This window comes from Streptomyces purpureus (genome assembly GCF_014648195.1).
In the GTDB taxonomy this organism is placed as follows: domain Bacteria; phylum Actinomycetota; class Actinomycetes; order Streptomycetales; family Streptomycetaceae; genus Streptomyces; species Streptomyces purpureus.
Genome location: NZ_BMQQ01000002.1, coordinates 135968 through 157904, shown reverse-complemented (window position 1 = coordinate 157904; position 21937 = coordinate 135968). Strand labels below are relative to the sequence as shown.

The window sequence follows — 21937 nt, the reverse complement described above, 5'->3', positions numbered from 1 at the left end:
GCGCTCTCAGCCCACCGCGAGCACCACCGCCGACTCGGGTGGCAGCACCAGCGTCCCGTCCATCTCCGGCCCTTCGACCGGTTCCCAGGCGGCGAGCACCCGCCCGCCCCGGCCCAGCGCCATCCGCGCCGGCTCCCCGCCGAGGTTGACCGCGATCCGCAGGTCACCGCGCCGGTACGCGAGCCGCCTGGCGGTCTCGTCGTACGCCACGCGCACCGCCGCGAGGTCCGGGTCCCGCAGGTCGGGGTGGGCGTGGCGGAGCGCGATCAGTTCGCGGTGCCAGGCCAGGAGCCGGGCGTGCGGCGCCTGCCCCCGCTCGGCGCGGTCGAGGCAGGACCGTTCGCGGGTGGCCGTATCCTGCGGGTCCGGCACGTCCTCGGCCGCCCAGCCGTGCGCCGCGAACTCCCGCCGCCTGCCCTCCCGTACGGCCCGCGCCAGCTCCGGATCGGTGTGGTCGGTGAAGAACTGCCAGGGTGTGGTCGCGCCCCACTCCTCGCCCATGAACAGCATGGGCGTGAACGGCCCGGTCAGCACCAGCGTCGCCGCGCAGGCAAGCAGCCCGGGGGAGAGGCTCGCCGAGAGCCGGTCGCCCTGGGCGCGGTTGCCGATCTGGTCGTGGGTCTGGGCGTAGCCGACGAAGCGATGGGCGGGCGTGGCCGTACGGTCCACGGGGCGTCCGTGCGTACGGCCCCGGAAGGTCGAGTACGTCCCGTCGTGGAAGAAGACGTGGCCGAGGGTCTTGGCCACGGCGGCGAGCGGGGCGCGCGCGAAGTCGGCGTAGTAGCCCTGGGACTCGCCGGTGAGGGCAGTGTGCAGGGCGTGGTGGAAGTCGTCGTTCCACTGGGCGTGCAGCCCGAGGCCGCCCGCCTCGCGCGGCGTGGTCGTGCGCGGGTCGCACTGGTCGGACTCGGCGATCAGGAACAGTCCGCGGCCCTGCTCTGCGGCGAGCGCGTCCACGGCGGCGGACAGCTCTTCGAGGAAGGTCAGCGCCCGGTCGTCGGCGAGCGCGTGGACGGCGTCCAGCCGCAGCCCGTCGATCCGGTAGTCCCGCAGCCAGGCCAGCGCGCTCTGCAGCAGATACGCGCGGACCTCGTCGGAACCGGCCGCGTCCAGGTTCACCGCCGCGCCCCACGGGGTGTGGTGGGTGTCGGTGAAGTACGGGCCGAAGGCCGGCAGGTAATTACCGGAGGGGCCCAGGTGGTTGTGGACGACGTCCAGGACCACCCCGAGGCCCAGGCCGTGCGCCGTGTCGACGAAGCGCTTGAGCGCCTCCGGTCCGCCGTAGGGCTCGTGGACCGCCCACAGCGACACGCCCTCGTACCCCCAGCCGTGCGTCCCGGGGAAGGGGCAGAGCGGCATCAGCTCCACATGGGTGACGCCCAGCTCGGCCAGCTCGCCGAGGTGCGCGGCGGCCGCGTCGAGGGTGCCCTCGCGGGTGTACGTGCCGATGTGCAGCTCGTACAGGACGGCGTCCTGGAGCCCGGCGCCGCCGCCCGCCACGGACGGATGGCGCCAGGCGTACGCGTCGTGGTCGACGACGGCGCTCAGCCCGTCCGGGCCGTCCGGCTGGCGCCGCGAGCGCGGGTCCGGCAGCACGGGACCGCCGTCCAGCGAGAAGCCGTACCGCGCCCCGTCACCGGCCTCGGGGGCCTCCCGTGCGTGGGAGATCCACCAGCCGTCGCGGGCCGGATCGCGCTCCAGGGCGTGATCGGCTCCGTCGAGCCGCAGCACCACCCGGTCCCGCGCCTGCGGCGCCCACACCTCGAACTGCACCGGCGCATCCCCTCGTCGTCGAAAGTCACGGCCCCACGACCCATCCTGCAAGGCCGCGGGGCCGCACACCAGGCGGACGCGCGAGGCCGGCCGCGCTGATGAGCACCTTCCGCGCCCTCGGTGAGCGGGACCGGCTCAGGAGGCGTCCCACACGTAGTTGATCGCCCGCTCGAAGTTGACGTACCCCAGGCGCTCGAAGGAGTTCGCCATGGGGACGTTCCCCAGGTCCGTCGCGGCCCGGATGCGGGGCACGTCCTGGGCGGCGAGGATCCGGGTGCCCTGGGCGAGGATGTCGTCGATGTACCCCTGGCCGCGGTGTGCCGGGACCACACCTATGTAGGCGATCGTGTGGTGGTAGTTGTTACGGGCCGGGACGACGAACCCCACCGGCTCTCCGGTGCCCGGCAGTTGGGCCACCTGCCACCACTCCCGCGGTGAGGTGTAGGCCGCGAACTCCTCGTCGTAGTGCTTCTCCGCCGCCTCCCGCGGCGACAGACCGGACGCCAGGTCCCCCTGGCCGTGCGCGTCCAGGGTGCCCTCGATCGCCAGCGCCATCAGCGCGATCAGGTCCTCGCGGTCCTTCACCGGACGGAAGTCCAGCCGCGTCGAAGGCTCCGGCACAGCAGTGCCAGGGCGCCACTCCAGCCGCAGCCGCTCCACGAGCAGCCGCGCGCCGGCCCGCTCCACCACGCCGGTCACCGTCTCCACGACCCTGCGGGTGGCCTCGTCCTCACGCCACTGGGCAGGAACGAATCTGCCGTACTCAGGGGACGTGGCACCCGCCGGTACGACCTGACGCGCCGCGGTCCGCAGAAGCCGCAGACCGACCTCGGCGGCCTCCTCGTCCGGCAGGCCGGGGTCGATGTCGAAGAAGTCCAGCGCCAGCGGGGCGCCGCCGGCCGCGTTGGTCCACCAGGCGATACGGGCCAGGACCTGCTCGCCGCGCAGGGCCACCCACATCCACTCGGGCACGCGCCGCCCGGTCGCGAGGTCGTCGGCCAGTTCGTGGTCGAGGACGTAGGAGAGCCGGCAGAAGAGGTCGAGCTCATACGGACCGGCGAGCGGGCGCAGGGTCACGGCGTCGGACGTCGTCGAAGACGTGGTCAAGAGAGGGTCCCCCCAAGGGTGTCGAATGCGGCAGACCGTAACAGACGATCTTGCCCCCGCCGGTGGGGATTTCGGCTTCCGGGCTGGTCAGAGGGGAGGGCGGAGTGTCCCCGTACGGCAACGGCCGCGCCCTTCTTCTGGACACCCCGGGCCGGTCGGACCGACAATCACCCTGTGACGTCCTCCTTCGAATTCCACACATACCCCGCGCGGCTCTCGGACGCCGAGCGGGACAAGGCGCTGTGGATGCTCAGGGAAGGCGCGGCGCAGGGCAAGCTCTCGCACGACACCTTCCTGCACCGGATGGAGGCGGCCCTGCAGGCCCGCCGCCCGGACGAACTGGCGGCGCTCACCGCCGACCTGGTCACCGAAGGCCGATGGTCCCGGCGGCTGTTCGGCGCGGTGGAGCGGATGTCCGCCTTCACCGTGCGGCTGGGGCGCGCCTGGCAGGCGGAGCGGTTGCCGAAACTCATGCTGCCGCTGCCCGGCCCGCATCCGCTGCGCATCGGCCGCGACCCGGTCAACGGCCTGCGGCTGAGCCACGAGACCGTCTCTCGCATGCACGCCGAACTGAGCCTCCAGGGCGGGATGTGGATCCTGCGCGATCTGGGCTCGACCAACGGCACCACCGTCAACGGGCAGCGGGTGACCGGCGCCGTCGCCGTACGCCCCGGCGACCAGGTCGCCTTCGGGCGGATGAGCTTCCGCCTCTCCGGGCCCGCCACCGAAGGACGCGAACGGCCCCAACTCCCCGCCCCCTGAGTGGGGTTAACCCCCGGTCGCAGACGCCGACGGCCACCAATGATCCGAAGGCCCCCGCGCGGAAGGCTGATCCCCGAGAGAGATCAACGCTTCCAGGGGAGGTGCCCGCATGCCGGGCAGAACGCCGATCACCGTCCGTACCGCACGCTGGTGTGCCACCCACCCGTGGCGGGCCGTCGTCGGCTGGGTGCTCTTCGTCGCCCTGTGCATCGGCGCGGGGGCCGCGGTCGGCACCAACAAGGGGAAGTTCGAGGACTTCTGGGTGGGGGAGGCCGGCCGGGCCGAGGCCATGGCCGCCGACAGCGGTCTCACCCCGCCGCCCGTGGAGCAGATCCTCGTCGAGGACCGCCCCGCCGACGACCGCACCGCACGGAGCGGCACGGCAGCGGAGAAGGAGGCCGCGGCCCGCGACATCCAGCGGCGGATGATGAGCCTCGCGCCGGTCGTGGTCTCCGTCGCCGACCCCGTACGGTCCAAGGACGGCTCCGCGCTGCTGGTGAGTGTCACATTGCGCGGTGACAAGGAGACCGCGAAGAAGGACGTCGACGCCCTCCTGAAGGAGACCGCCGCCGTCCAGGGCGCCCACCGCGGCCTGCGGATCGAGCAGACCGGCAGCGCCTCGATCTCCAACGCCGTCAACGACCAGCAGGGCCGGGAACTCCAGCGGACCGAGATGATCAGCCTCCCGGTCACCTTCGTCATCCTGTTCGTCGTCTTCGGAGCCGTCCTCGCCGCGGGCATCCCGGTCCTGCTCGCCCTCTCCGCCTTCGCCGGCGCCGTCGGCCTCTACGGACTCGCCTCCTGGGCGTTCCCCGACGCCGGCGGAGCCGCGCTCAGCGCCATCTTCATGCTCGGCATGGCCGTCGGCGTCGACTACTCGCTCTTCTACCTCAAGCGCGCCCGCGAGGAACGAGAGCGCTCCGGCGGCACCCTCAGCCACGCGCAGGCCGTCGAACTCGCCGCCGCCACCTCCGGACGGGCCGTCATCGACTCCGGTCTCGCCGTCGCCCTCGCGCTGGCCGGTCTCTACCTGATGAACGACGTGATCTTCTCGTCCATCGCCACCGGCGGCATCCTCGTCACGCTCGTCGCCGTGGCCGGCTCCGTCACCGTCCTGCCCGCACTGCTCGCCAAGCTCGGCCACCGCCTGGACGGGCGCGCCGCCCGGCGCCGTACGCACCGCGGACCCGCCGCCGACCGGCAGAGCCAGCTGTGGACCGCCCTGCTCCGGCCGGTGATGCGCCGCCCTCTCGTCACCCTGCTCGCCGGCCTCGCCGCCACCGCCGCGCTCGCCCTGCCCACGCTCGGCATGAAGCTCGGCACCGAGGGCAAGGAGACCTTCCCCGACAGCATCCCCGCCGTCGCCGCCTACGACCGTACGGTCCGGGCCCACCCCTCGGAGGGGCCCGCCCATCTCGTCCTGGTCCGCGGCACCGACCCGGCCGCGCCGCTGCGGGAGCTGGCCGCCCGCACCCGGGGCGACGCCCTGTTCGCCCAGGACCGCGCGCCGGTCCCGCGGATCTCCGCCGACGGCCGAACGGCCCTGCTCGCCCTGCCCGTTCCGTACGCGCAGAACTCCTCCCAGGCCGCCGACTCCCTGGAGCGGCTGCGCACCACGCTGCTGCCCGCCACCGCGGGCGCTGCGGGCGTCGAATGGGCCGTCTCCGGCGAGATCGCCTACGGCGCCGACTACGCCGCCCACCAGGAACACAGGCTGCCCTGGGTCGTCGTACTCGTCTCCCTTGCCACCCTCGCCATCATGTACGCGGCGTTCCGCTCGGCCGTGATGGCGGCGATCGGCGCGCTCCTCAACCTGGCCGCGGTGCTGGTGGCCTGGGGCGTCCTCACCCTCGTCTTCCAGCACACCTGGGCCGAAGGGTTGCTGGGCTTCGAGTCGCTGGGTTTCGTCGGCTCCCGGACGCCGCTGCTGGTCTTCGCCATCCTCGTCGGGCTCTCCACGGACTACCAGATCTTCGTGGTGAGCCGGATCCGGGAGGCGGTGCGGCGCGGGACGCCGACCCGGCAGGCGGTCGTCGAGGGGATCGCGGGCTCGGCGAGCGTCGTCACCAGCGCGGCCGTGATCATGGTCTCGGTCTTCGTCAGCTTCCTGTTCATCGACCGTGTCGAGATGAAGCAGCTCGCCGTCGGACTGACGGTGGCGGTCCTCTTCGACGCGATCGTGCTGCGGGCGCTCATCCTGCCTTCGGCGATGGCCCTCCTCGGGGAGCGCTGCTGGTGGCCGCTGCGGCCCGGGGCGCGCGGCACCAGACGTACGCAGATGCCTGGAGCGGCCCAGGCGGCCGGGGCGCGGGACGCGGTCCGCATGTAGGGGGTGACGCGCATTGGGGGCGCGCAGTGTGCGGTGTCACACTGCGCGCCCCTACGGGGTGTCACGCCGCAGGCTCCCGGGCCGCGACCGACCCGAAGCGCCGGTTGTGCCAGAGCAGCGGGGCGCCGGTGCCCACCTGGACGGCGGCGACCCGGCCCACCACCGTGTGGTGGTCGCCGTACCGGCGTATGTCCTCCACCAGACACACCGACCAGGCCAGCGCGTCGTCGAAGACCGGGACGCCGAGCACCGCGCGGACCGGTGTGCCCGCGAAGCGCTCGGCGGACGAGGCCGCCGGATCGGCGAACCGGGCCGCCCGCTCACGCTGTTCCTGCCGCAGCAGATGGACCGCGAACGCGCCCTGGGCCCGGATCACCTCAAGGGTGCGTGAACCGCTGCGCAGACAGGCCAGCAGAAGCGGCGGACGGGCCGACAGCGACGTCAGGGCCGACACCGTCATCCCGGTGGGACCCGCCGGGCCCTGCGCGGTGACCACCGAGACGCCGGCCACCAGCTGGGCGTAAAGACCCAGGCAGCGGGCGGTGTCCGGCCCCGGCTCCGCCAGGAGCCGCTCCGGCGGCGAGGGGATGGCGAGGTCAGTCATGTGCGGCGCCCGCGAGCTCCGCGGTGACCGCGCCGAGCAGCCCCCGCAGGATCCACTCGACATTGCTGCGCAAGGTCGACTCCGCGACCGGGTCGAGGATCGCGGCGAGCGTCGGCATCCCCAGGTCGAAGGCGGCCTCGAAGGTGACGAGCGTGCCGCCGCCGGCCGCCTCGCACCGCCACGACCCCTCGAAGGTCTCGAAGTCGCCGGAGAGCTGCTCGAAGGAGAGCGTCAGCTCCTGCTCATGGAAGACGTCCCGCTCCGTCCAGCGCATCAGACCGTCACGGAAGGAGACGGTCCACTCCGACACGGTGGAGCCGTCCGCCCGCGGTGGGTGCACCACCACGTTCCGTACGGTGTCGGTGAGTTCGGGATAGCGGCCGAAGTCGCAGATCCGGCGGTAGGCGGCGTCGGGGGTCAGATCGGGAGCGGTCACAGTCACGGTCACATGGCGCATCGGCCCTCCGAGGGCTGGTCGGCGTGGATGGCGGCGTTGACGGCGTTGAATGCGGGCGGGACAAGGGGAGACGAAGCGTCAGCGCAGCCGCGCGGAGACGGTGCGCAGCGCCTGCGCGAAGGCGGCCAGGAAGAACTGGACCTCCGCCTCGCGGATGACGGCGGGCGGGGTGAGCCTCAGCACCCGGCCGGCGTTGAGCGAATGGTTCACCAGCACACCCCGGCCGATCAGCTCCAGGACCAGTTCGCCCACCGCCTGTTCCTGCGCGCATTCGACACCGATCAGCAGTCCTCTGCCCCGGACCTCCCGGACCGGCCCGCCGTTCAGGTACGGCGCGCACACGGCCCGGACGCCGGTGAGCAGCGTCTCGCCCAGTGCCGCGGCACGTGTCACATGGTCCTCGCCGTCCAGCGCCTCGACGGCCGCCACGGCAGCCGCGCAGGCCAGCGGTGAGGCCGCGAAGGTGGAGGTGTGCAGATAAGGGTCGCGGGAGAAGGGGTGGTAGACCTCCTCCGTCGCCACCATCGCGGCGACCGGCACCACCCCGCCGCTCAGGCCCTTGCCGACGAGCATCATGTCCGGCACCACACGCTCGGCGTCCACACCCCACCAGGTGCCGAGCCGGCCCAGACCGGTCTGCACCTCGTCCGCGACGAGCAGCGCGCCGTACCGTCGGCACAGCCGGGACACCTCGGCGAGATAGCCGGGCGGCGGGATCCGCACCCCGCCCTCCCCCTGGACCGGTTCGAGGATCACGCAGGCCCGGCCGCGGCGCTCCGCGAGCGCCGTCGCGAGCGCCCCGGCGTCCCCGTACGGCACGTGCGCCGTGTCCGGCAGCAGCGGGGCGAACGGGTCCTGGTAGAGCCGGTTGGCGGTGACGCTGAGCGCCCCCAGCGTCTTGCCGTGGTAGCCGCTCTCCATGCTGATCAGGGCGTTCCGGCCGTGCGCGCGGGCGAGCTTCAGGGCCGCCTCGGTCGCCTCGGTCCCGGAGTTGACGAAGTGGACGAGATCGAGGCCGGGGGGCGTACGGGCGGTGAGGACCTGGGCCGCGCGGGCCGCGACCGGTTCCAGGAACACCCGGGTGGCCAGCGGATGGCGGTGCAGCTGCTCATGGACGGCGGCGACCACCGAGGGGTGGCGGTGGCCCAGGATGAACACCCCGTACCCGCCGAAGTCCAGGAAGCGGCGGCCGTCATGGGTGTGCACCCACGGCCCTTCGGAGTCCACCTCGACCATTCCGCCGAGGACGGCGCCGAGGACGGCCCGGCCGGAGCCCAGGTGTCTGCGGTAGAGCTCCACGGTCTCCGCGCCGTGGGTGCGCGGCGCGGGCAGCGCGGTGCTCATGACGCCAGCTCCCGCGTGACCGTGGCGGCCGGCCGGGGCTCGGCCCCGCGCCGGGTCCGCATACCGCCCGGGCGCCCCGCCCAGTACTCCAGGTTGCGCACCAGTGCCTGGCGCAGGAAGTCCCGGGAGACCGCCTCGCCGCCGAGCACGGCGCCGGGCGGTGCGCCGGGAGAAGTGCCCAGGGAGGTGCCCAGGGGCAGGTCCCGCTGGAAGACCAGGAGCAGCTCCGCGTAGTCCCGCAGCCGTCGCCGCAGCGAGGCAGGGAAGCCGGCGCCGTCGATCAGCGGCAGCAGCAGCCGGTTCACCGCCTCCAGCGGGATCATCCGCGGCTTGTGCGGCCGCGGCCCGTACCGCTCGGCGAACTCCAGGCAGGTCTCAACCACTTCGTGCTGGAACAGCGCGTGCTCCCCGGCGGTCAGCCAGTACGCCCCGCCGGTCACCCCGCCCCGGACGAGATCGCCCGTGGCGCGCGCGACGACGTCCTGCGGGACGGTGTCGATCCGGGCCTCGGGCGCCCCGGGCAGCACCGGCACCTGCCCCTTGACGATGGCGCCGAGCGCCCGGGTGAGCCCCTGCGCCCCGGAGATGTGCCCGGTGGCGGAGTCGCCCATCACCACCGAAGGCCGCAGGATCACGGCCGGGACCGCACTGTCACGTACCACCTCCTCGCACTCCGCCTTGGAGACGAGGTAGGCGGCGGCGCCGGGGAACCGTTCGGCGTTCTCGGCAGAGGGCGGGTTGGCGACGAAAGCGGTGCTCATGTAGTAGAGCGGTGCTCCGGCGGCCTCGGCGAGCTCCAGCATCGCGCGCGTGCCCTCGATGTTGGTGCGCCGGATCTCGGCGGGCTCGGCCCGCCAGTTGGTGGCCGCCGCGGAGTGGACCACCACGTCGGTCTCCGCGGCGAGCCGGCGCCACACGGCCGGGGTCAGCCCCAGACCGGGGGCGAGCAGATCGGCGCCCACCTCCTGGACCCGGGGGTCCTGGAGCGGGGTGCGATGGCGGAGGCAGACGATGCGGTACTCCGCCGCCAGCTCGTCGATCAGCGCCCGGCCCAGCACCCCGGCACCGCCGGTGAGCAGCAGAGTCGGCCGGCGCCCGCCCAGGGCGACGGAGAGAGGTAACACGGGCGGTCGGTGGGGGAGTGGGGGCGGAAACGGGGACGGGGACGGGGACATGGGGTTCCTCCCTCGCGGGTCACGGACAAGAAGAGTCGGCGGCAGCCGAGCGGGGCCGGTCCGGCGACGGCGGCCGTACGGCGGCCGTACGGCGCCGGGGCGGCGGGCGGGCGTGTGTGCGGGCGGACGGGCGGTGAGGGCGTACGTCGCCGTACCGGCGAGTGGTTCCGCGCAGGACCTGACACCTCCGCTCCTGCGGGCTGTTCGGGACGGTCCCTCGGCCGCCTTTCCTGCGGTTCGGCCCCGTGTACGCCGCCCGGCGGGCGCTTCAGGCGATCGTCAGCGGATCCCCCGCCAGGTGGGCCGCGAGCGGGCCGGTCATCCGGGGGCGCGCCGGGGGGTGCAGGCTCAGGCCGCCCGCGCTGGCGGCCAGGCGGCCGACGTCGTCCGACGCCATGAAGTTCAGCCCGCCCGAAAGCTCCACCGCGCGCGGCACCACCCGCGCGATGGCGTCCTGGGCGCAGTAGCGCACGTACAGCGAGTCGGCGAGCGTCGCCTCGTCGGGTCCCTCGGCGTCCACCCGGCGGGCGATGCCCTCCGCCGCGGCCATCGCGCCCTCCAGCTCGATCAGCAGCCCGACGCGCTCGTGCTCCGGTACGCGGTCGTTGAGCAGCACCCGCTCCACAAGACCGCTCGCGGCGCCCAGATAGCTGCCGGTCATCAGCAGTTCGAACCAGACGAACCCGGCCGTCTGCACGGCGTCCATCCGCTGCCCGGACGGGGACGCCGTCCGCACGAGCAGCTCCTCCGGTACGAGCACCTCGTCCAGGGTGACCTGGTCGCTCTCCGCGCCGGCCAGGAAGCTGCTCGACCAGAAGTCACTGACGGTCAGCCCTTCGCTCTCGGCCGGGATCAGCGCCACGGCCAGTTCCTCGCCCGGCCCGTCCTGGCGGGGCACGGTCACACTCGCGGTCAGCAGGTCCATGGAACGGGCCAGGCTGCACGGGCGCTTGACGCCACTGATTCTTACGCCCTCCGCCGTGACCCGGGCGGACATGCTGGGCGAGAGGATGCCCGAGCCGCGCCTGCCCTCCGCGAAACCGGACGCCATCAATAGATCGCCGGTGGCCACCCCCTCGATGAGCATCCACTCCAGGCCGTCGCCGCCGGAGCCGAGGCCCACCAGCGTCGCCATCGAGAAGTGGTGCATGGTGGTCGCCACCGCCAGCGACGGCGACCGGCTGCCCAGGGCGCGCTGCACCCGCAGCGCCTCCAGGGCGGTGGCGCCGCGCCCCTGTGAGGAGGCCGGCACGAGCAGCCCGGCGCCGCCGGCCTCGCGGAAGAGCCGGATGCCGGGGGTGCCCGGGCTCTCCAGCGTGATGAGCGGTACGGCCCGCAGGGCGTCGTCAAGACCCGGCAGCAGCTTCTCCAGGGTGGCGCGCTCACGTTCGAGGAATCTCATGGTGATCCGTCCTGTCTGAGTGATGGCTTCGGCCGCGAGCCCGTAGGGCTGGGCACCGTCCGGTTCAGGGGGCTCGGTACGGCCGGTTCAGGCGGCCGTGGACTGCCGGTCCCGCAGGAGCCGGCCGGCGGAGCCGAGGTGCTCGGCCAGGTCGCCGTACGACTCCCGGATCCCCGAGACGCAGTACGTGATCGACCGCTCCCGGCAGAAGTCGCGGACCAGCGGGTACGCGTGCCGCAGGGCCGACCTCGGCATGCCGGGGAAGAGATGGTGCTCGATCTGGTAGTTCAGGCCGCCGTAGAAGAAGTCGCCGACCCGCCAGGTGGGGATGGTCCGCGCGGTGAGGACCTGCCGCTCCAGCCAGCTCCATTCGTCGCCGGTGCGGGTGGGCAGGCCCTTGTGGTTCACCGCGAAGCCGAGCCCGAGGAGGTAGCCCAGCAGGACCTGGTGGACGGCGAGGAAGAGCAGCGCGTCCGCCACCGGTAGCAGGGTGAACACCGCCGTCAGATACAGCAGGGCGTGCGCGGCCAGCAGGCCGCCTTCGAGGAGGGGGTGGCGGATGGCCCGCCGGTGCAGGGCGATCAGGCCCGCGATCCGCAGCACCACCGCCTCCAGGCCCAGCAGCGGGAAGAAGAGATGGCGCTGGTTGCGGGCGAGGAAGCGGGCGAAGCCGGTGCGCTGCTCGGCCTGTTCGGGGGCGAAGACCGCGACCCGGCGCAGGATGTCGGGATCGAGCTCCAGATGGTTGGGGTGGTTGTGGTGGCGGGTGTGGTGCTGCACCCACCAGCCGAAGGAGACGCCCAGCAGAAGGTTTCCGTGGAGCAGGCCAAGAGCCCGGGTGACCCGCCGCGAGCGGGAGACCTGCCGGTGCCCCGCGTCGTGCACGATGAACGCGAGCTGGCAGGACCAGACCGCCAGCCAGCCGGCCGCCAGCAGGATCTGCCACCAGGTCCGCTGGCTGAGCGCCAGGCCGGCCCAGCCGAGCGCGTTCATCAGCCAGACCAGCGCGGTCCGGCCGGCGTAGCGCAGCGGACGGCGGTCCATCAGCCCGGCGGCCTGGACGCGCCGGGTCAGTTCACGGAAGTCCGCGTCCATCGCCGCGGGATCATGGGTTGCCGTGGTGTCCATGGGTCCTCCGGAGTCGGAGTGCGGGGGGATCACGGTCACCGGCTCACCCGACCAGACCCATGTAGGCGAGCCGGGAGCGCTGGGTGCGCCGCGCCCACTCGGCGGCGGTCGCCATCCGCTCCTCGGCGGTGGTGTCGAGGAGCCGTCGCCCGGGCCACAGTTCGTAGTCGCCGACGAGGTCGCCGTACTGCTCCATACCCTGCTGGTAGAGCAGCTCCCGGCGGTGGGTCAGCTCGGCGACGGGCAGGCGTTCCCACAGCCGGGTGCCGCGCTCCAGGAGTTCGGCGAGGCGCCCGGCCTCCTCGGGGTGGGCCCGCAGATGGCGCCTGACGATGGTGCTGCCCACGGACAGGTGCCGGATCTCGTCGATTCCGGCGGCGCGTTCGATCTCGGCGGCGGCCGGGTCGAAAGGGCGCCATTTGCGCTCGCTCAGTTCGGCCGTGGGCGCGAGGACCCCCTCGACCAGCACGGTCAGCGTGACCACACCGCCGATGTAGTCCCGGCCGGTCTCCATGACGTCGAGTCCGAACTCCTCCAGCGGGGTCAGCACCGCCTCCCGGTCGGCCCCGGCCAGCTCCTCCATCGTGGCCGCCAACTCGCTCTCGGGTACGCCTAGTTCGAGGAGATGGCCGCGGAAGGCGTAGGCGTGCCGGGCCTCGTCCATCAGCTGGGTGGTGAAGAAGTCCATGCCGGTGAGGTCGGGGGCGTAGGCGACGAGCCGGGTCAGGGCGCGGGCCGCCTTCTCCTCGGCCATCGAACGGAACGCGAGCTCCTGCATCACCGCCTGGCGCAGCGGCCCGTCCTCCTTCATGTGCGCCGGCACGCTCACCCCGGCGGTGCGGCCCATCGGATCGCCGCGGAGCGTGCCCTGCGGTACGGCGCGCAGCCAGTACGCGATGTCGCACTCCTCCGGTGTCAGCTCGATGGTCTGGGCGCCCTCCAGCAGATCGGGGGCGAGCATCCGGTCCGCCTCGGGCGGCACGGGCAGCGCGGAACTGGTCAAGGTCGTTTCCTTCCGTAGAAAAATTCGGGGCTCGGTTCGGAGGAGGCTCAGACGGTGCGGGTCAGCCGCAGCAGGTCCCAGACGGCGCGCGGACTCGGCCCGCCCTGGAAGGCCAGGTACTCCGGCTCGATCAGCTGGGGACGCCACTTGAGCTTGAAGGACTCCTGCGCGGCGGCCGGATAGAGCGCGGCGCCCCGCCGGCGCACCAGCTCCAGGCAGGGCCGCAGCCCGCGCCCGGGCCGGCCGGGCGCCCGCTCCAGGGGCTCCAGCTGGACGAAGGGGGTGAAGCCGAGGTGCAGCCACGCGCTGCCCTCGTCCTGGAAGCGCCGGAGCGCGGTGGCGAAGACCAGATCGATCGTGCCGGGCGGCGCCTCGGGCGTCCGCCGCGTGAGGTCGTACAGCCAGCCCGGCCGCTCGCCGAAGACCGGGGAGTACGACACGTACGCGACGATCCGGCCCTGGTGGACGGCGGTGAACAGGCGGCGGTACGGGGCACCCGGCCCGCCGCGCTCGCCGATCATGAAGTCCAGCTCCTTGACGTGCCGGCCCTTGGCACGCAGCCAGGCGGCGTCCACGCCGTCGAGCGCGGCGGCCAGCTCCGGGCCGTCCCGGTCCGCGGGGGATGCCTCGTCGGCGGTGACACCCTCCTTGCGCGCCCTGTTGACCATGTTGCGCACCTTCACCATGCGCCTGCCGCCCAGGGAGTACCCGTCGAGCGCGATGCTGAACGAGGCGCCGAGCTGGTCGGCGGTGAAGCCATGAGCGGCGTGCAGCACGGCGTCGCGGCGCGAGAGCTGCACCCCGACGACCTTGCGGCGCTCCTCCGCGGCCCGGTCGAGCAGCGCGGCGAGCAGCCGCTCCCGGTCGGCGTCGGCACAGACCGGGCCGCACAGCTCGAACATGTGGCGCCCGGCGGTGCGGTGGGCGACAAAGCCGTCGTCACCTGGCACGGACAGATGACGCAACCCGCTGCCCATGGTCAGGAAGGCGCTGCTGTGGTTCCCGTGGCGGCTCAACGCCCGGAAGACCTGTTCTGTGCGCTGGGTCCCCTGCGTCTGCTGGGGCCGGTGGGTCCCGGGGGCCGTCATGGGACGAGTCCGTGCTCGGGCCCGCGGCCGGCCGCCATGCGCTGCCCGTCCCGGCCGGGTTCGGCAGGTGGCCAGGCGTGCCAGGGTACGGTCGCGAAGTCGGCCAGCGCCGACTGCACCGCCGGATGCGGCCGGGGCTCGAAAGCCACCGTGAACGGTTTGACGAAGTTGCCGAACAGCCCCCGGTCGCCGAAGAGATGGATCGGCACGACCAGCAGCGCCCACTCCGGACCGACCAGCCACATCCACGCCCCGACGACCAGGGCCTGGGTGAGCAGGCTGTGCATCGTGTTGTACAGCACGTAGTACACGCGCGGGATCCGGCCGTCCGGGCTGCGGCGATGGGCGAGCGCCCCGGGCAGATAGCCGATGAGGTCGATGTGGGCGAACAGGAGCAGGGCCACCCACCAGCGCACCTCGTCCAGGTGGGCCAGAAAGAACCCGGCGGCCACCAGCAGCCCGACGAGGTACTCCAGCCTCAGCAGCCGGTAGGTGGTGGGCGTCTGGCAGAGGTTGTGGGCGTCCACGGATCACCCCCCGTCCAGGGCCGCCGGGCGGCGCGGCGGCGTCATGAGCGGACCCCGGTGATCAGACGCATGGATTCGTTGTCGCTGCCTTCCAGGAACTGCCGGTAGGCGGAGAAACGCTCCACCGCGTACGGCAGCTCGAAGAGGTCCGCCGCCCGGGCCGTCCAGCCGTACCGCGCCCACCAGGTCTCCCAGTCGGCGGGCAGCTGCCAGCGCCACGGCGTCCCGGAGGCGGACAGCGCCTCCAGCCAGGGGCCCATGAAGGCCGATTCGGCCGCGGCGGCATTCAGGCACTCGGCCCCGATCCGGCTGCCCGGGGCGGAGAGCCCGCCGACCGTCTCGACGACCCCGGCGACCTGTTCCGGCTCCAGATAGAACAGCAGCCCCTCGCAGAGCCAGGCCGTGGGCGCGGCCGGGTCGTGACCGGCGTCCTTGAGCGCGAGATCCCAGGGCCCCAGCAGATCGGCCGGTACGGCGACCCGCTCGGCCCGCTCGGGCCGCGCCCCCGCCAGCGCCGCGGCCTTGAAGGCGTGCACCGGAGCGAGATCGACCTCGAAGACCCGTACCCCGTCCGGCCAGTCGAGCCGGTGGGCGCGGGCGTCGAGACCGGCGCCGAGGATCACCACCTGGCGGCAGCCAGCGCCGGTCGCCGCGAGGAGGAAGTCGTCGAAGAAGCGGGTGCGGACCGCGATCCAGTCGGGGAGCACGTCCTGCAGGAGCCCGGATCCGGGCGGCCGGGTGGTCTCCCCGGCGGCGGTGAGGAACCGCGCGGCCCAGGGGTCCTCGACGCACGGAGCGTCCTTGGCGGCCTCCTGGGCGCGCATGCGCGCGGTCCACAGGGCCGTCTGCGACACACCCGCGAGCGGGCCCGAGGGGGTCTCGGCGTCCTGGTTGTCGTTGTCGGACATGGTGCTTCGTTCCTCTCTCACTCGGAAGGCAGGGGAGTACGTACGAGGCCGGGGTCAGCGCGACCGGCGGCGGTGGTCCAGGAAGACCGCGGCGGCGCCCAGGGCCAGCAGCGGCCACGACGGCTGTGCGGGGTGCCGGCCGCCGAGCGCCGCCGGGGTGCGGGGCTGGTGGACCTGGAGGCCGAGCTGCCGGCTCGCGGCGTCGTTGAGGAGGCCGCGCAGCTGCTCCGGGCCGGTGGAGGCGGTGACCATGAAGTCCATGGCGGCGCGGGCCAGTTGCTCCGGCGCGAAGAACTCGCCCGCGAGGGACGTGAGGATGGAGCGCACTTCCTTCTTGAACACCGGGGCGAGCGCGATCTCGGGCGCCAGACAGCGCACCGACCCCTCCAGGTTCGCGAAGGACTTGCCGAGCAGCGAGATGGAGGGCGCCGAGCCGATACCCCGTTTGGAGGCCCGCTCCAGCACCTTGGTCAGCGACACCCCGAAGTCGAGCTCGTCCAGCGAAGCACCGGAGATCTTGGGGACCAGCGCCGCCATGTCGGTGGCGAACGCGGGCAGGTTGGACCATGGGGTCAGTCGCCCCATCTCCGCCCAGGCCCGCGCGAGACCGTGCCCGTCGTTCTGCGCCACCGCCATCAGCAGCGGCAGCAGGTGCAGGCTCGTACGCCGGTCGAGCCGGCCCACCATGCCCCAGTCGATGAGCGTCGCGGGCCCGCCGGGCTGGGCGAACACGTTCCCGGCGTGCGGGTCGGCGTGGAACATCCGGTCCACGAAGTAGCCGCGGTACATGAACCGCAGCAGGTCCTTGCCGATGGCGTCGCGTTCCCGGTCGCTGAAGCGGCCGCGGTCGACGTGGCGTACGGACGTGCCCGGGGCGAGCGACTGGACGAGGACCCGCGGGGTGGCGAGGAGGACGTCAGGAACGGCCAGCGTGGAGTAGGGACGGATGTTCTCGGCAGCCTCCTCCATGTTGCGGGCCTCGCCGGTGAAGTCCAGTTCGGGTTCCATCGCGTCGAAGATGGAGCCGAGCATCGCCTCCCCGTCGATGACCTCGTTGAAGCGCGGCGCGGTACGGGCCAGCAGCCGGGCCGCCTTGCGCATCAGGGCCATGTCGGCGAGGACCGTCTCGCGGATGCCGGGCCGCTGGATCTTGACGACGGCGGGCCGGCCGTCGGACAGCGTCACGCGGTACACCTGGGCGAGCGACGCGGCGCCCAGCGGCTCGGTCGTCTCGACGTCGTCGAAGCGGTACTTCCAGTCCGGTCCGAGGTCGCGGGCGAGCACGGGCTCGAACACCGTGAAAGGCTGGACGTCGACCTGGTCGTGCAGGTTCTGAAGTTCGGCGATCACCGTCGGCGACACCATGTCCGGCCGCGTCGACAGGATCTGACCGAGCTTCACATAGAAGGGGCCGAGGCTCTCCAGGGCCCGGCGTAATGCCCGAGCGCGCCGCTGCTCGTGCCCGGAGGAGAGCTCCTCCTCCGGGTACGGCGTGCGGTTCACGGGGCGGCGGCGGTCGCGCGCCGCCCGGCCGACCTCGTCGGCGGCAAGACCGCCGAGCACCTTCACGACCAGACGCAGACGGTCGCCGACCATGGCCGCCATGAGGTCATCTCTCCTTCGGCAGGGGTTCGGCCGGCCGCGGTGAGGAGCGGCGGACGACCGGTGGGGCGAGGGTCAGGAGGAGGCGCTCTTGCGGGGCGCGGGGGCGCGCACGGCGCCTCCGACGGCTCCGGCGATGCCCTGGACCGCCTCCAGCGCGGTGAGCAGGGTCGTCACCAGCTCGGTCAGCCGGGCGATCTGCTGGGGGAGTTCGGCGAGCCCGCCGACCGTCTCGCCCACCCCGGAGAGGGCGGCGAGCGGATTGGCCGGGGTCCCGCCGCCGAGCGCGGGCAGCTGCCCGGGGATCGCCCCGGCGAGCGCGGCCAGCGGGTTGCTCGCCGCCCCGGCGGCGGCCGCCGGCTGGGCCAGGGCCGCGAGGGGATTGGCGGCGGCGGTCAGCGCCGCCAGCGGGTTGGCCGAGCCGCCCAGAGCGGCCAGCGGGTTGGCGGAGCCGCCGAGCGCGGCCAGCGCGCCCACGGCACGCAGTGTCTCGGTGGGAAGTCCGGCGACGGCCTGAAGTGGATGGCCAAAAGGCAGCATCTCGCCGAACGCGGAATTCTTCGACTTGTCCTTGCGGGGCGGGTCGAGAAGTTCGTTGTACGCCTTGTTCGCGCTGTCTGCGATCTCGCTGAGAAAATCCTTGACGGTATCCGTGGTACTGGGCTTGTCGGCCATTGGCTGAATCCTTTCCAATAAACCCGAAGGTCACCGGCTGTTCACGGGTGATCCGAGCGAAGGCGTGGCTGCTTTTCTGCTTTCTCTCCGTCCATCTCCCTCCTCGAATGCGGTGGTTGATTTCCGCCCCGTCCTCGGTCACGGATACTTTCATCGTCCGGAACGGTGACCCACAAACGCGCGATTCCTCGCTTCATTCATTCGGGCACCGGGTGTCAAAAGCGCTTCCATAAGCCGTGGGAGTCGTGATACAGACTGAAAATGTGCTTGTTTTCGGACATGCGTGGGCGGCCTGCTGAAACGAATTGCTCGGGGCGGGCGCGGTGAGGAGCTCTCCATCGGCTGGCCGATCTTCGACCGCGCTCACGCCGTGGTGTGCCCCGGCGTGGAAGGCCAGTGGGGGCAGGGTGAAAGGTGATGTCCGGGCCCGGAAGGCGCCTCACGCGCCGGTCTCGTACGCCTCTTCTTCACTCGAATGGACGTACGTCGCCTGCGTCGTGGCGGGGGCGGTGCTGAGGTGGAAGGACGCCCGCCGCCGATCCCGGGGTGCGGCCGACACCGAAGCCGACAGCGCACCGATGGCGACAGCGGCGCCGACACCGAGACGGGGAGCGCGATGGGAGACGACCCGCCCGTGGGCATACGACGCGTGGGCCTGCGCGGCGCGGGCACCTGGCCCGCCCGCCCGCCGACCCCGGCACGCACGAAGACTCCCTCGCCCGCGAAGACCCCGCCCGCCCCACACCGCCCCGGATCCCGCACCGTCGCCCCCAGCCCCCTCGGCCACGGCGTCGCCAAGGACCCGTACCCCCTCTACCGGATCCTGCGCGAGGAATTCCCCCTCACCTACGACCCGGACCTGCGGGCCTGGCTGCTCAGCCGGTACGCCGACGTGGCCGCCGCCCTCACCGACCCGCGCTTCACCCGCGGCCACCGGCCCGGCGACCCGCCCTGCGCCCCCGCCCACCAGGGCGACGCCGCCGCCGGACTGCGCCATGTCGCCGAACGCGTCGCCCACGTCCTGGCCCGCCGGCTCGCCGGACGCCACCAGGTCGACCTCGTCGAGGACTTCTGCCGCTGGCTGCCCGCCGGCACGGCCGCCGCGGCCGTCGGCGTGCCCTACCGGGACATGATGCGGCTGGTCCGGGGGCGGGCGGCCGGATCGGCCGCCGGGCGGTGCACCAGCCTGATCACGCTGCGGCAGAAGGCGCTCGCCTCCTTCCTCGCCAACATCCTCGACGACCCCGACCAGCTGGCCGCCGTACGGACCGGGCCGCCCGAACTGCTCCGCCGGGCCTGGACCGAGTCACTGCGCCGCGACCCGCCCGTCCAGATCGCCGTACGCCGCACCACCCACGAGGTCGAGGTCAGCGGCGGCACCATCCCGGCCGGCGCGTCCGTGGCCCTGCTCATCGGCGCCGCGGGCCGCGACCCGGAACGCTTCACCGCCCCCGACCGGTTCGACCTGCTCCGCGACGATCCCGGCCAGCTCACCTTCGGCACCGGCTTCTGCCCGGCCGTCGTCCTCGCCGCCCTGGAGGCCGACTTCGGCCTGCGGGCGCTGCTGGAGGCCATGCCGCGGCTGCGCTGGGCCGACGGGTTCCGCCCCGACCACACCGGCGTGATCACAAGGGCACCGAGGGCTCTTCTGGTACGGCCAGCCGGCTGAGGAGCGCCACCGGCCGGTCCGCGAACAGCTCGGCGAGTACCACCGCACCGCCCTCCACCCGCCGCTGCCCGGCCAGCAGGTCGAACCACGGCCCGTCCGGCAGTTCGAGCACGGTGCCCGCCCAGCCACCCGACTCCGCGAGCCGCAGCGAGAGCCGGGTGACGGCTGTGACCACCGCGCCCGAGCGGACGAAGGCCAGACAGTGGTCCGCGGCCGGGCCGGCCGCCGTCAGCGGCGCGTACCGCCCCGAATCCCCGAAGATCTCCGGAAATTGGCGGCGCAGCCGCAGCGCCGCCCGGGTCAGCGCCGTCCGCTCGTCCGGCTCCCCGGCCGTGAAGGGACGGCGGTTGTCCGGATCGACGAGCGTGCGGCACGTCCGCTCGGTGCCCTGGTACAGCTCCGGGACCCCCGGCATCGTCAGCTGCACCAGCGCGGCGCCCAGCGCGTTGGCCCGGGTGTGCGGGGCGAGCTCCCGCACGGCCTTGGTCAGCTCGGGCGGGCCGCCCGGGGGCCAGGCCGCGACGAAGTCGGTGACCGCCTGCTCGTACCCCGGGTCCGGCTCGGTCCAGGTGGTCCGCAGACCCGCCTCCCGTACCGCCTTCAGCAGCGCGTCCCCGGGCCTGCCCGGCACCGCGGCCAGGTCCGGGCCCAGACCGAAGGCCGTCTGCCAGGCGCTCCACGCCAGATGCGGATCGGGCGCCGGTACGGGCGACGCGGCGGTCAGCTCGTCGAGGAGCCTGGCCCAGCGTTCCGGGCACTGGGAGAGCACCGCGATCGCCGCCCGGACGTCCCCGCCGCGCTTGGTGTCATGGGTCGAGAGGACCGTGCCGGTGGCCGGCCAGTCCCGGGCCAGCCGGGCCGCGTACCCGTGGAACTCCTGCGGCGACACCGCCGGCCTGCCCGGGTCCCCGCCGACCTCGTTCGCCGACAGCAGCGGGGTGTAGCGGTAGAAGGCGGTGTCCTCCACGGACTTGGCGCGCAGCGCGGACGCCGTCTGCGCGAACCTGGCCCGGAACGCCGTGTGGTCCGGCCCCTCGCCGAGGCGGCCCAGGGCGAGGTCACGGATCACATCGACCGCGACCGCCTCCTCCTCCACCGCGAACGTCTCCTTCGCCTCCCGTGCCGCCTCCTCGGTGAGCACTTCCTGCCCCCCGATGCGGTAGGGGCGGTAGACGGGCAACCGCACCATCAGCTCCGTCGTGGCGGTACGCAGCGCCCATGGGGCATGGTCACGCAGTACCGGGTCGGCCGCGCAGATCCGTCCGGCAGTACGAGTCAGCAGGCTGAGCTCGGTGGCCAGCTCATGGGTGACGACCCAGTCCATCGCCCGGCGTACGGTCGGCTCCCAGATCCCGCCCCGGTCGGGGGCCGGCCCGGCGAACGCCCGGTACGCCTCGGTCAGCCGCTCCGCCCCCGGACCGTCGACGAAGAGCCCGTCGACGTACCGCAGCGCGTCGTAGCCGGTGGTGCCGTCGACCGGCCAGCGCGCGGGCAGCCGCTCCTCACCGGTGAGGATCTTCTCCACCACCGTCCAGCAGCGTCCCCCGGTCGCCGCGTGCAGCCGCTCCAGATACGCCTCCGGGTCCGCGAGCCCGTCCGGATGGTCGATCCGCAGCCCCTCGATCACCCCTTCGCGCACCAGCTCCAGCACCTTCCCATGGGTGGCCGCGAACACCTCCGGATCCTCCACCCGCACCCCGATCAGCTCCGAGATGGTGAAGAACCGCCGGTAGTTGAGCTCCGTACGGGCCAGCCGCCACCAGCCGAGCCGGTACCACTGCGCGTCGAGCAGCTCCGCGAACGGCAGCGACGCCGTGCCGTCGCGCAGCGGGAAGACGTGGTCCTCGTAGCGCAGCACACCGCTCCCCGGCCCCTCACCGGGCTCCACCCGCAGCCGGTCCCGTACGTCCCCGATCCGGCCGCCGAGCACCGGCAGCAGCACCTTCCCGCCGCCCGCGTCCCAGTCGATGTCGAACCAGCGCGCGTACGGCGAGGCCGGGCCCTCCCGCAGCACCTCCCACAGGGCGCGGTTGTGCCGTGCCACGGACGACATGTGATTGGGCACCAGATCCACCACCAGGCCCAGACCGTGCCGGAGCGCGGCCGCCGCCAGCCTCCGCAGGCCCTCCTCGCCGCCCAGCTCCCCGCGGATCCGGCTGTGACCGGTCACGTCGTACCCGTGCGTCGATCCGGGCAGCGCCTCCAGGACCGGCGACAGATGGAGATGGGAGACCCCGAGCGAGGCGAGATACGGCACCGCCCGGGCGGCCGCCTGAAAGGTGAAGTCGGGCCGGAGCTGAAGCCGATAGGTGGCAATGGGCGTCATGCGAACGTACGTACCCGCTTGAGCGGCTTCTGTGTCATCGGCCCATGCGTCCGTTCCA

At 73.1% G+C, this 21937-nt stretch carries 18 protein-coding genes; 3 read left to right on the top strand and 15 right to left on the bottom strand.

From position 1 onward, the window contains the following. Positions 1-6: 6 nt before the first annotated feature. On the bottom strand, positions 7-1773 hold the full coding sequence (gene treZ, locus IEZ01_RS04465) for a malto-oligosyltrehalose trehalohydrolase (RefSeq protein WP_189200002.1): 1767 nt from the start codon (positions 1771-1773) through the stop codon (positions 7-9). 135 nt (positions 1774-1908) lie between these two features. Continuing rightward, entirely contained in the window at positions 1909-2880 is a 972-nt protein-coding gene (locus tag IEZ01_RS04460; protein ID WP_040875213.1) for a GNAT family N-acetyltransferase, read from the bottom strand. A 174-nt stretch (positions 2881-3054) separates the two neighbouring features. Between IEZ01_RS04460 and IEZ01_RS04455 the strand changes: the two genes are divergently transcribed. Together IEZ01_RS04455 and IEZ01_RS04450 are read left to right on the top strand one after the other, a co-directional pair. Further along, positions 3055-3642 carry an FHA domain-containing protein gene (locus tag IEZ01_RS04455; protein WP_189200000.1) on the top strand — a complete coding sequence of 196 codons (588 nt, stop codon included), beginning with the start codon at positions 3055-3057 and terminating at the stop codon, positions 3640-3642. A gap of 109 nt (positions 3643-3751) precedes the next feature. Continuing rightward, complete coding sequence (locus IEZ01_RS04450) at positions 3752-5971, top strand: MMPL family transporter (RefSeq protein ID WP_189199998.1); 2220 nt, start codon at positions 3752-3754, stop codon at positions 5969-5971. A gap of 61 nt (positions 5972-6032) precedes the next feature. Here IEZ01_RS04450 and IEZ01_RS04445 read toward each other — a convergent pair whose 3' ends face one another. From IEZ01_RS04445 to IEZ01_RS04390, 12 genes are all read right to left on the bottom strand, one after another. Continuing rightward, on the bottom strand, positions 6033-6575 hold the full coding sequence (locus tag IEZ01_RS04445; protein ID WP_019890215.1) for a flavin reductase family protein: 543 nt from the start codon (positions 6573-6575) through the stop codon (positions 6033-6035). Further along, positions 6568-7032, bottom strand: a complete 465-nt coding sequence (locus tag IEZ01_RS04440) for a type II toxin-antitoxin system RatA family toxin (protein ID WP_189199996.1) — start codon at positions 7030-7032, stop codon at positions 6568-6570. The genes IEZ01_RS04445 and IEZ01_RS04440 overlap by 8 nt, the downstream gene beginning before the upstream one ends. Before the next feature lie 78 nt (positions 7033-7110). Beyond that, positions 7111-8376, bottom strand: a complete 1266-nt coding sequence (locus IEZ01_RS04435; protein ID WP_019890217.1) for an aspartate aminotransferase family protein — start codon at positions 8374-8376, stop codon at positions 7111-7113. Beyond that, complete coding sequence (locus IEZ01_RS04430) at positions 8373-9500, bottom strand: SDR family oxidoreductase (RefSeq protein WP_019890218.1); 1128 nt, start codon at positions 9498-9500, stop codon at positions 8373-8375. The genes IEZ01_RS04435 and IEZ01_RS04430 overlap by 4 nt, the downstream gene beginning before the upstream one ends. Positions 9501-9819: 319 nt before the next feature. After that, positions 9820-10953 (bottom strand): acyl-CoA dehydrogenase family protein, encoded by a 1134-nt coding sequence (locus tag IEZ01_RS04425; protein ID WP_189199994.1) that lies wholly within the window; start codon positions 10951-10953, stop codon positions 9820-9822. A gap of 87 nt (positions 10954-11040) precedes the next feature. Next, positions 11041-12081 carry a fatty acid desaturase family protein gene (locus IEZ01_RS04420; RefSeq protein WP_019890220.1) on the bottom strand — a complete coding sequence of 347 codons (1041 nt, stop codon included), beginning with the start codon at positions 12079-12081 and terminating at the stop codon, positions 11041-11043. A 43-nt stretch (positions 12082-12124) separates the two neighbouring features. Then, positions 12125-13084 carry a ferritin family protein gene (locus IEZ01_RS04415; RefSeq protein ID WP_189199992.1) on the bottom strand — a complete coding sequence of 320 codons (960 nt, stop codon included), beginning with the start codon at positions 13082-13084 and terminating at the stop codon, positions 12125-12127. A gap of 47 nt (positions 13085-13131) precedes the next feature. After that, the gene (locus tag IEZ01_RS04410; protein ID WP_189199990.1) at positions 13132-14172 is read right to left on the bottom strand and encodes a DUF2156 domain-containing protein; all 1041 of its coding nucleotides are present in this window, start codon (positions 14170-14172) and stop codon (positions 13132-13134) included. Further along, positions 14169-14699, bottom strand: coding sequence for a hypothetical protein (locus IEZ01_RS04405; RefSeq protein WP_019890223.1), 531 nt, complete (start codon positions 14697-14699; stop codon positions 14169-14171). Before IEZ01_RS04405 ends, IEZ01_RS04410 begins: the two co-directional genes overlap by 4 nt. 41 nt (positions 14700-14740) lie before the next feature. Continuing rightward, positions 14741-15607, bottom strand: a complete 867-nt coding sequence (locus IEZ01_RS04400) for an SAM-dependent methyltransferase (protein WP_019890224.1) — start codon at positions 15605-15607, stop codon at positions 14741-14743. 54 nt (positions 15608-15661) lie between these two features. Further along, the gene (locus IEZ01_RS04395) at positions 15662-17212 is read right to left on the bottom strand and encodes an ABC1 kinase family protein (RefSeq protein ID WP_189199988.1); all 1551 of its coding nucleotides are present in this window, start codon (positions 17210-17212) and stop codon (positions 15662-15664) included. Between the two features lie 72 nt (positions 17213-17284). Continuing rightward, positions 17285-17884, bottom strand: coding sequence for a hypothetical protein (locus IEZ01_RS04390; RefSeq protein ID WP_189199986.1), 600 nt, complete (start codon positions 17882-17884; stop codon positions 17285-17287). Between the two features lie 616 nt (positions 17885-18500). Here IEZ01_RS04390 and IEZ01_RS04385 point away from each other — a divergent pair. Beyond that, entirely contained in the window at positions 18501-19553 is a 1053-nt protein-coding gene (locus tag IEZ01_RS04385) for a cytochrome P450 (RefSeq protein ID WP_019890227.1), read from the top strand. Here IEZ01_RS04385 and treY read toward each other — a convergent pair. After that, positions 19510-21879, bottom strand: a complete 2370-nt coding sequence (gene treY / locus IEZ01_RS04380; protein WP_189199984.1) for a malto-oligosyltrehalose synthase — start codon at positions 21877-21879, stop codon at positions 19510-19512. The genes IEZ01_RS04385 and treY overlap by 44 nt on opposite strands. Positions 21880-21937: the final 58 nt, after the last annotated feature.

Coding starts and splice junctions, on each gene's coding strand:
- IEZ01_RS04450 (WP_189199998.1), top strand. CDS start 3,752: ATGCCGGGCAGAACGCCGATCACCGTCCGTACCGCACGCTGGTGTGCC.
- IEZ01_RS04445 (WP_019890215.1), bottom strand. CDS start 6,575: ATGACTGACCTCGCCATCCCCTCGCCGCCGGAGCGGCTCCTGGCGGAG.
- IEZ01_RS04440 (WP_189199996.1), bottom strand. CDS start 7,032: ATGCGCCATGTGACCGTGACTGTGACCGCTCCCGATCTGACCCCCGAC.
- IEZ01_RS04435 (WP_019890217.1), bottom strand. CDS start 8,376: ATGAGCACCGCGCTGCCCGCGCCGCGCACCCACGGCGCGGAGACCGTG.
- IEZ01_RS04425 (WP_189199994.1), bottom strand. CDS start 10,953: ATGAGATTCCTCGAACGTGAGCGCGCCACCCTGGAGAAGCTGCTGCCG.
- IEZ01_RS04420 (WP_019890220.1), bottom strand. CDS start 12,081: ATGGACACCACGGCAACCCATGATCCCGCGGCGATGGACGCGGACTTC.
- IEZ01_RS04410 (WP_189199990.1), bottom strand. CDS start 14,172: ATGACGGCCCCCGGGACCCACCGGCCCCAGCAGACGCAGGGGACCCAG.
- IEZ01_RS04400 (WP_019890224.1), bottom strand. CDS start 15,607: ATGTCCGACAACGACAACCAGGACGCCGAGACCCCCTCGGGCCCGCTC.
- IEZ01_RS04395 (WP_189199988.1), bottom strand. CDS start 17,212: ATGGCGGCCATGGTCGGCGACCGTCTGCGTCTGGTCGTGAAGGTGCTC.
- IEZ01_RS04390 (WP_189199986.1), bottom strand. CDS start 17,884: ATGGCCGACAAGCCCAGTACCACGGATACCGTCAAGGATTTTCTCAGC.
- IEZ01_RS04385 (WP_019890227.1), top strand. CDS start 18,501: ATGGGAGACGACCCGCCCGTGGGCATACGACGCGTGGGCCTGCGCGGC.
- treY (WP_189199984.1), bottom strand. CDS start 21,879: ATGACGCCCATTGCCACCTATCGGCTTCAGCTCCGGCCCGACTTCACC.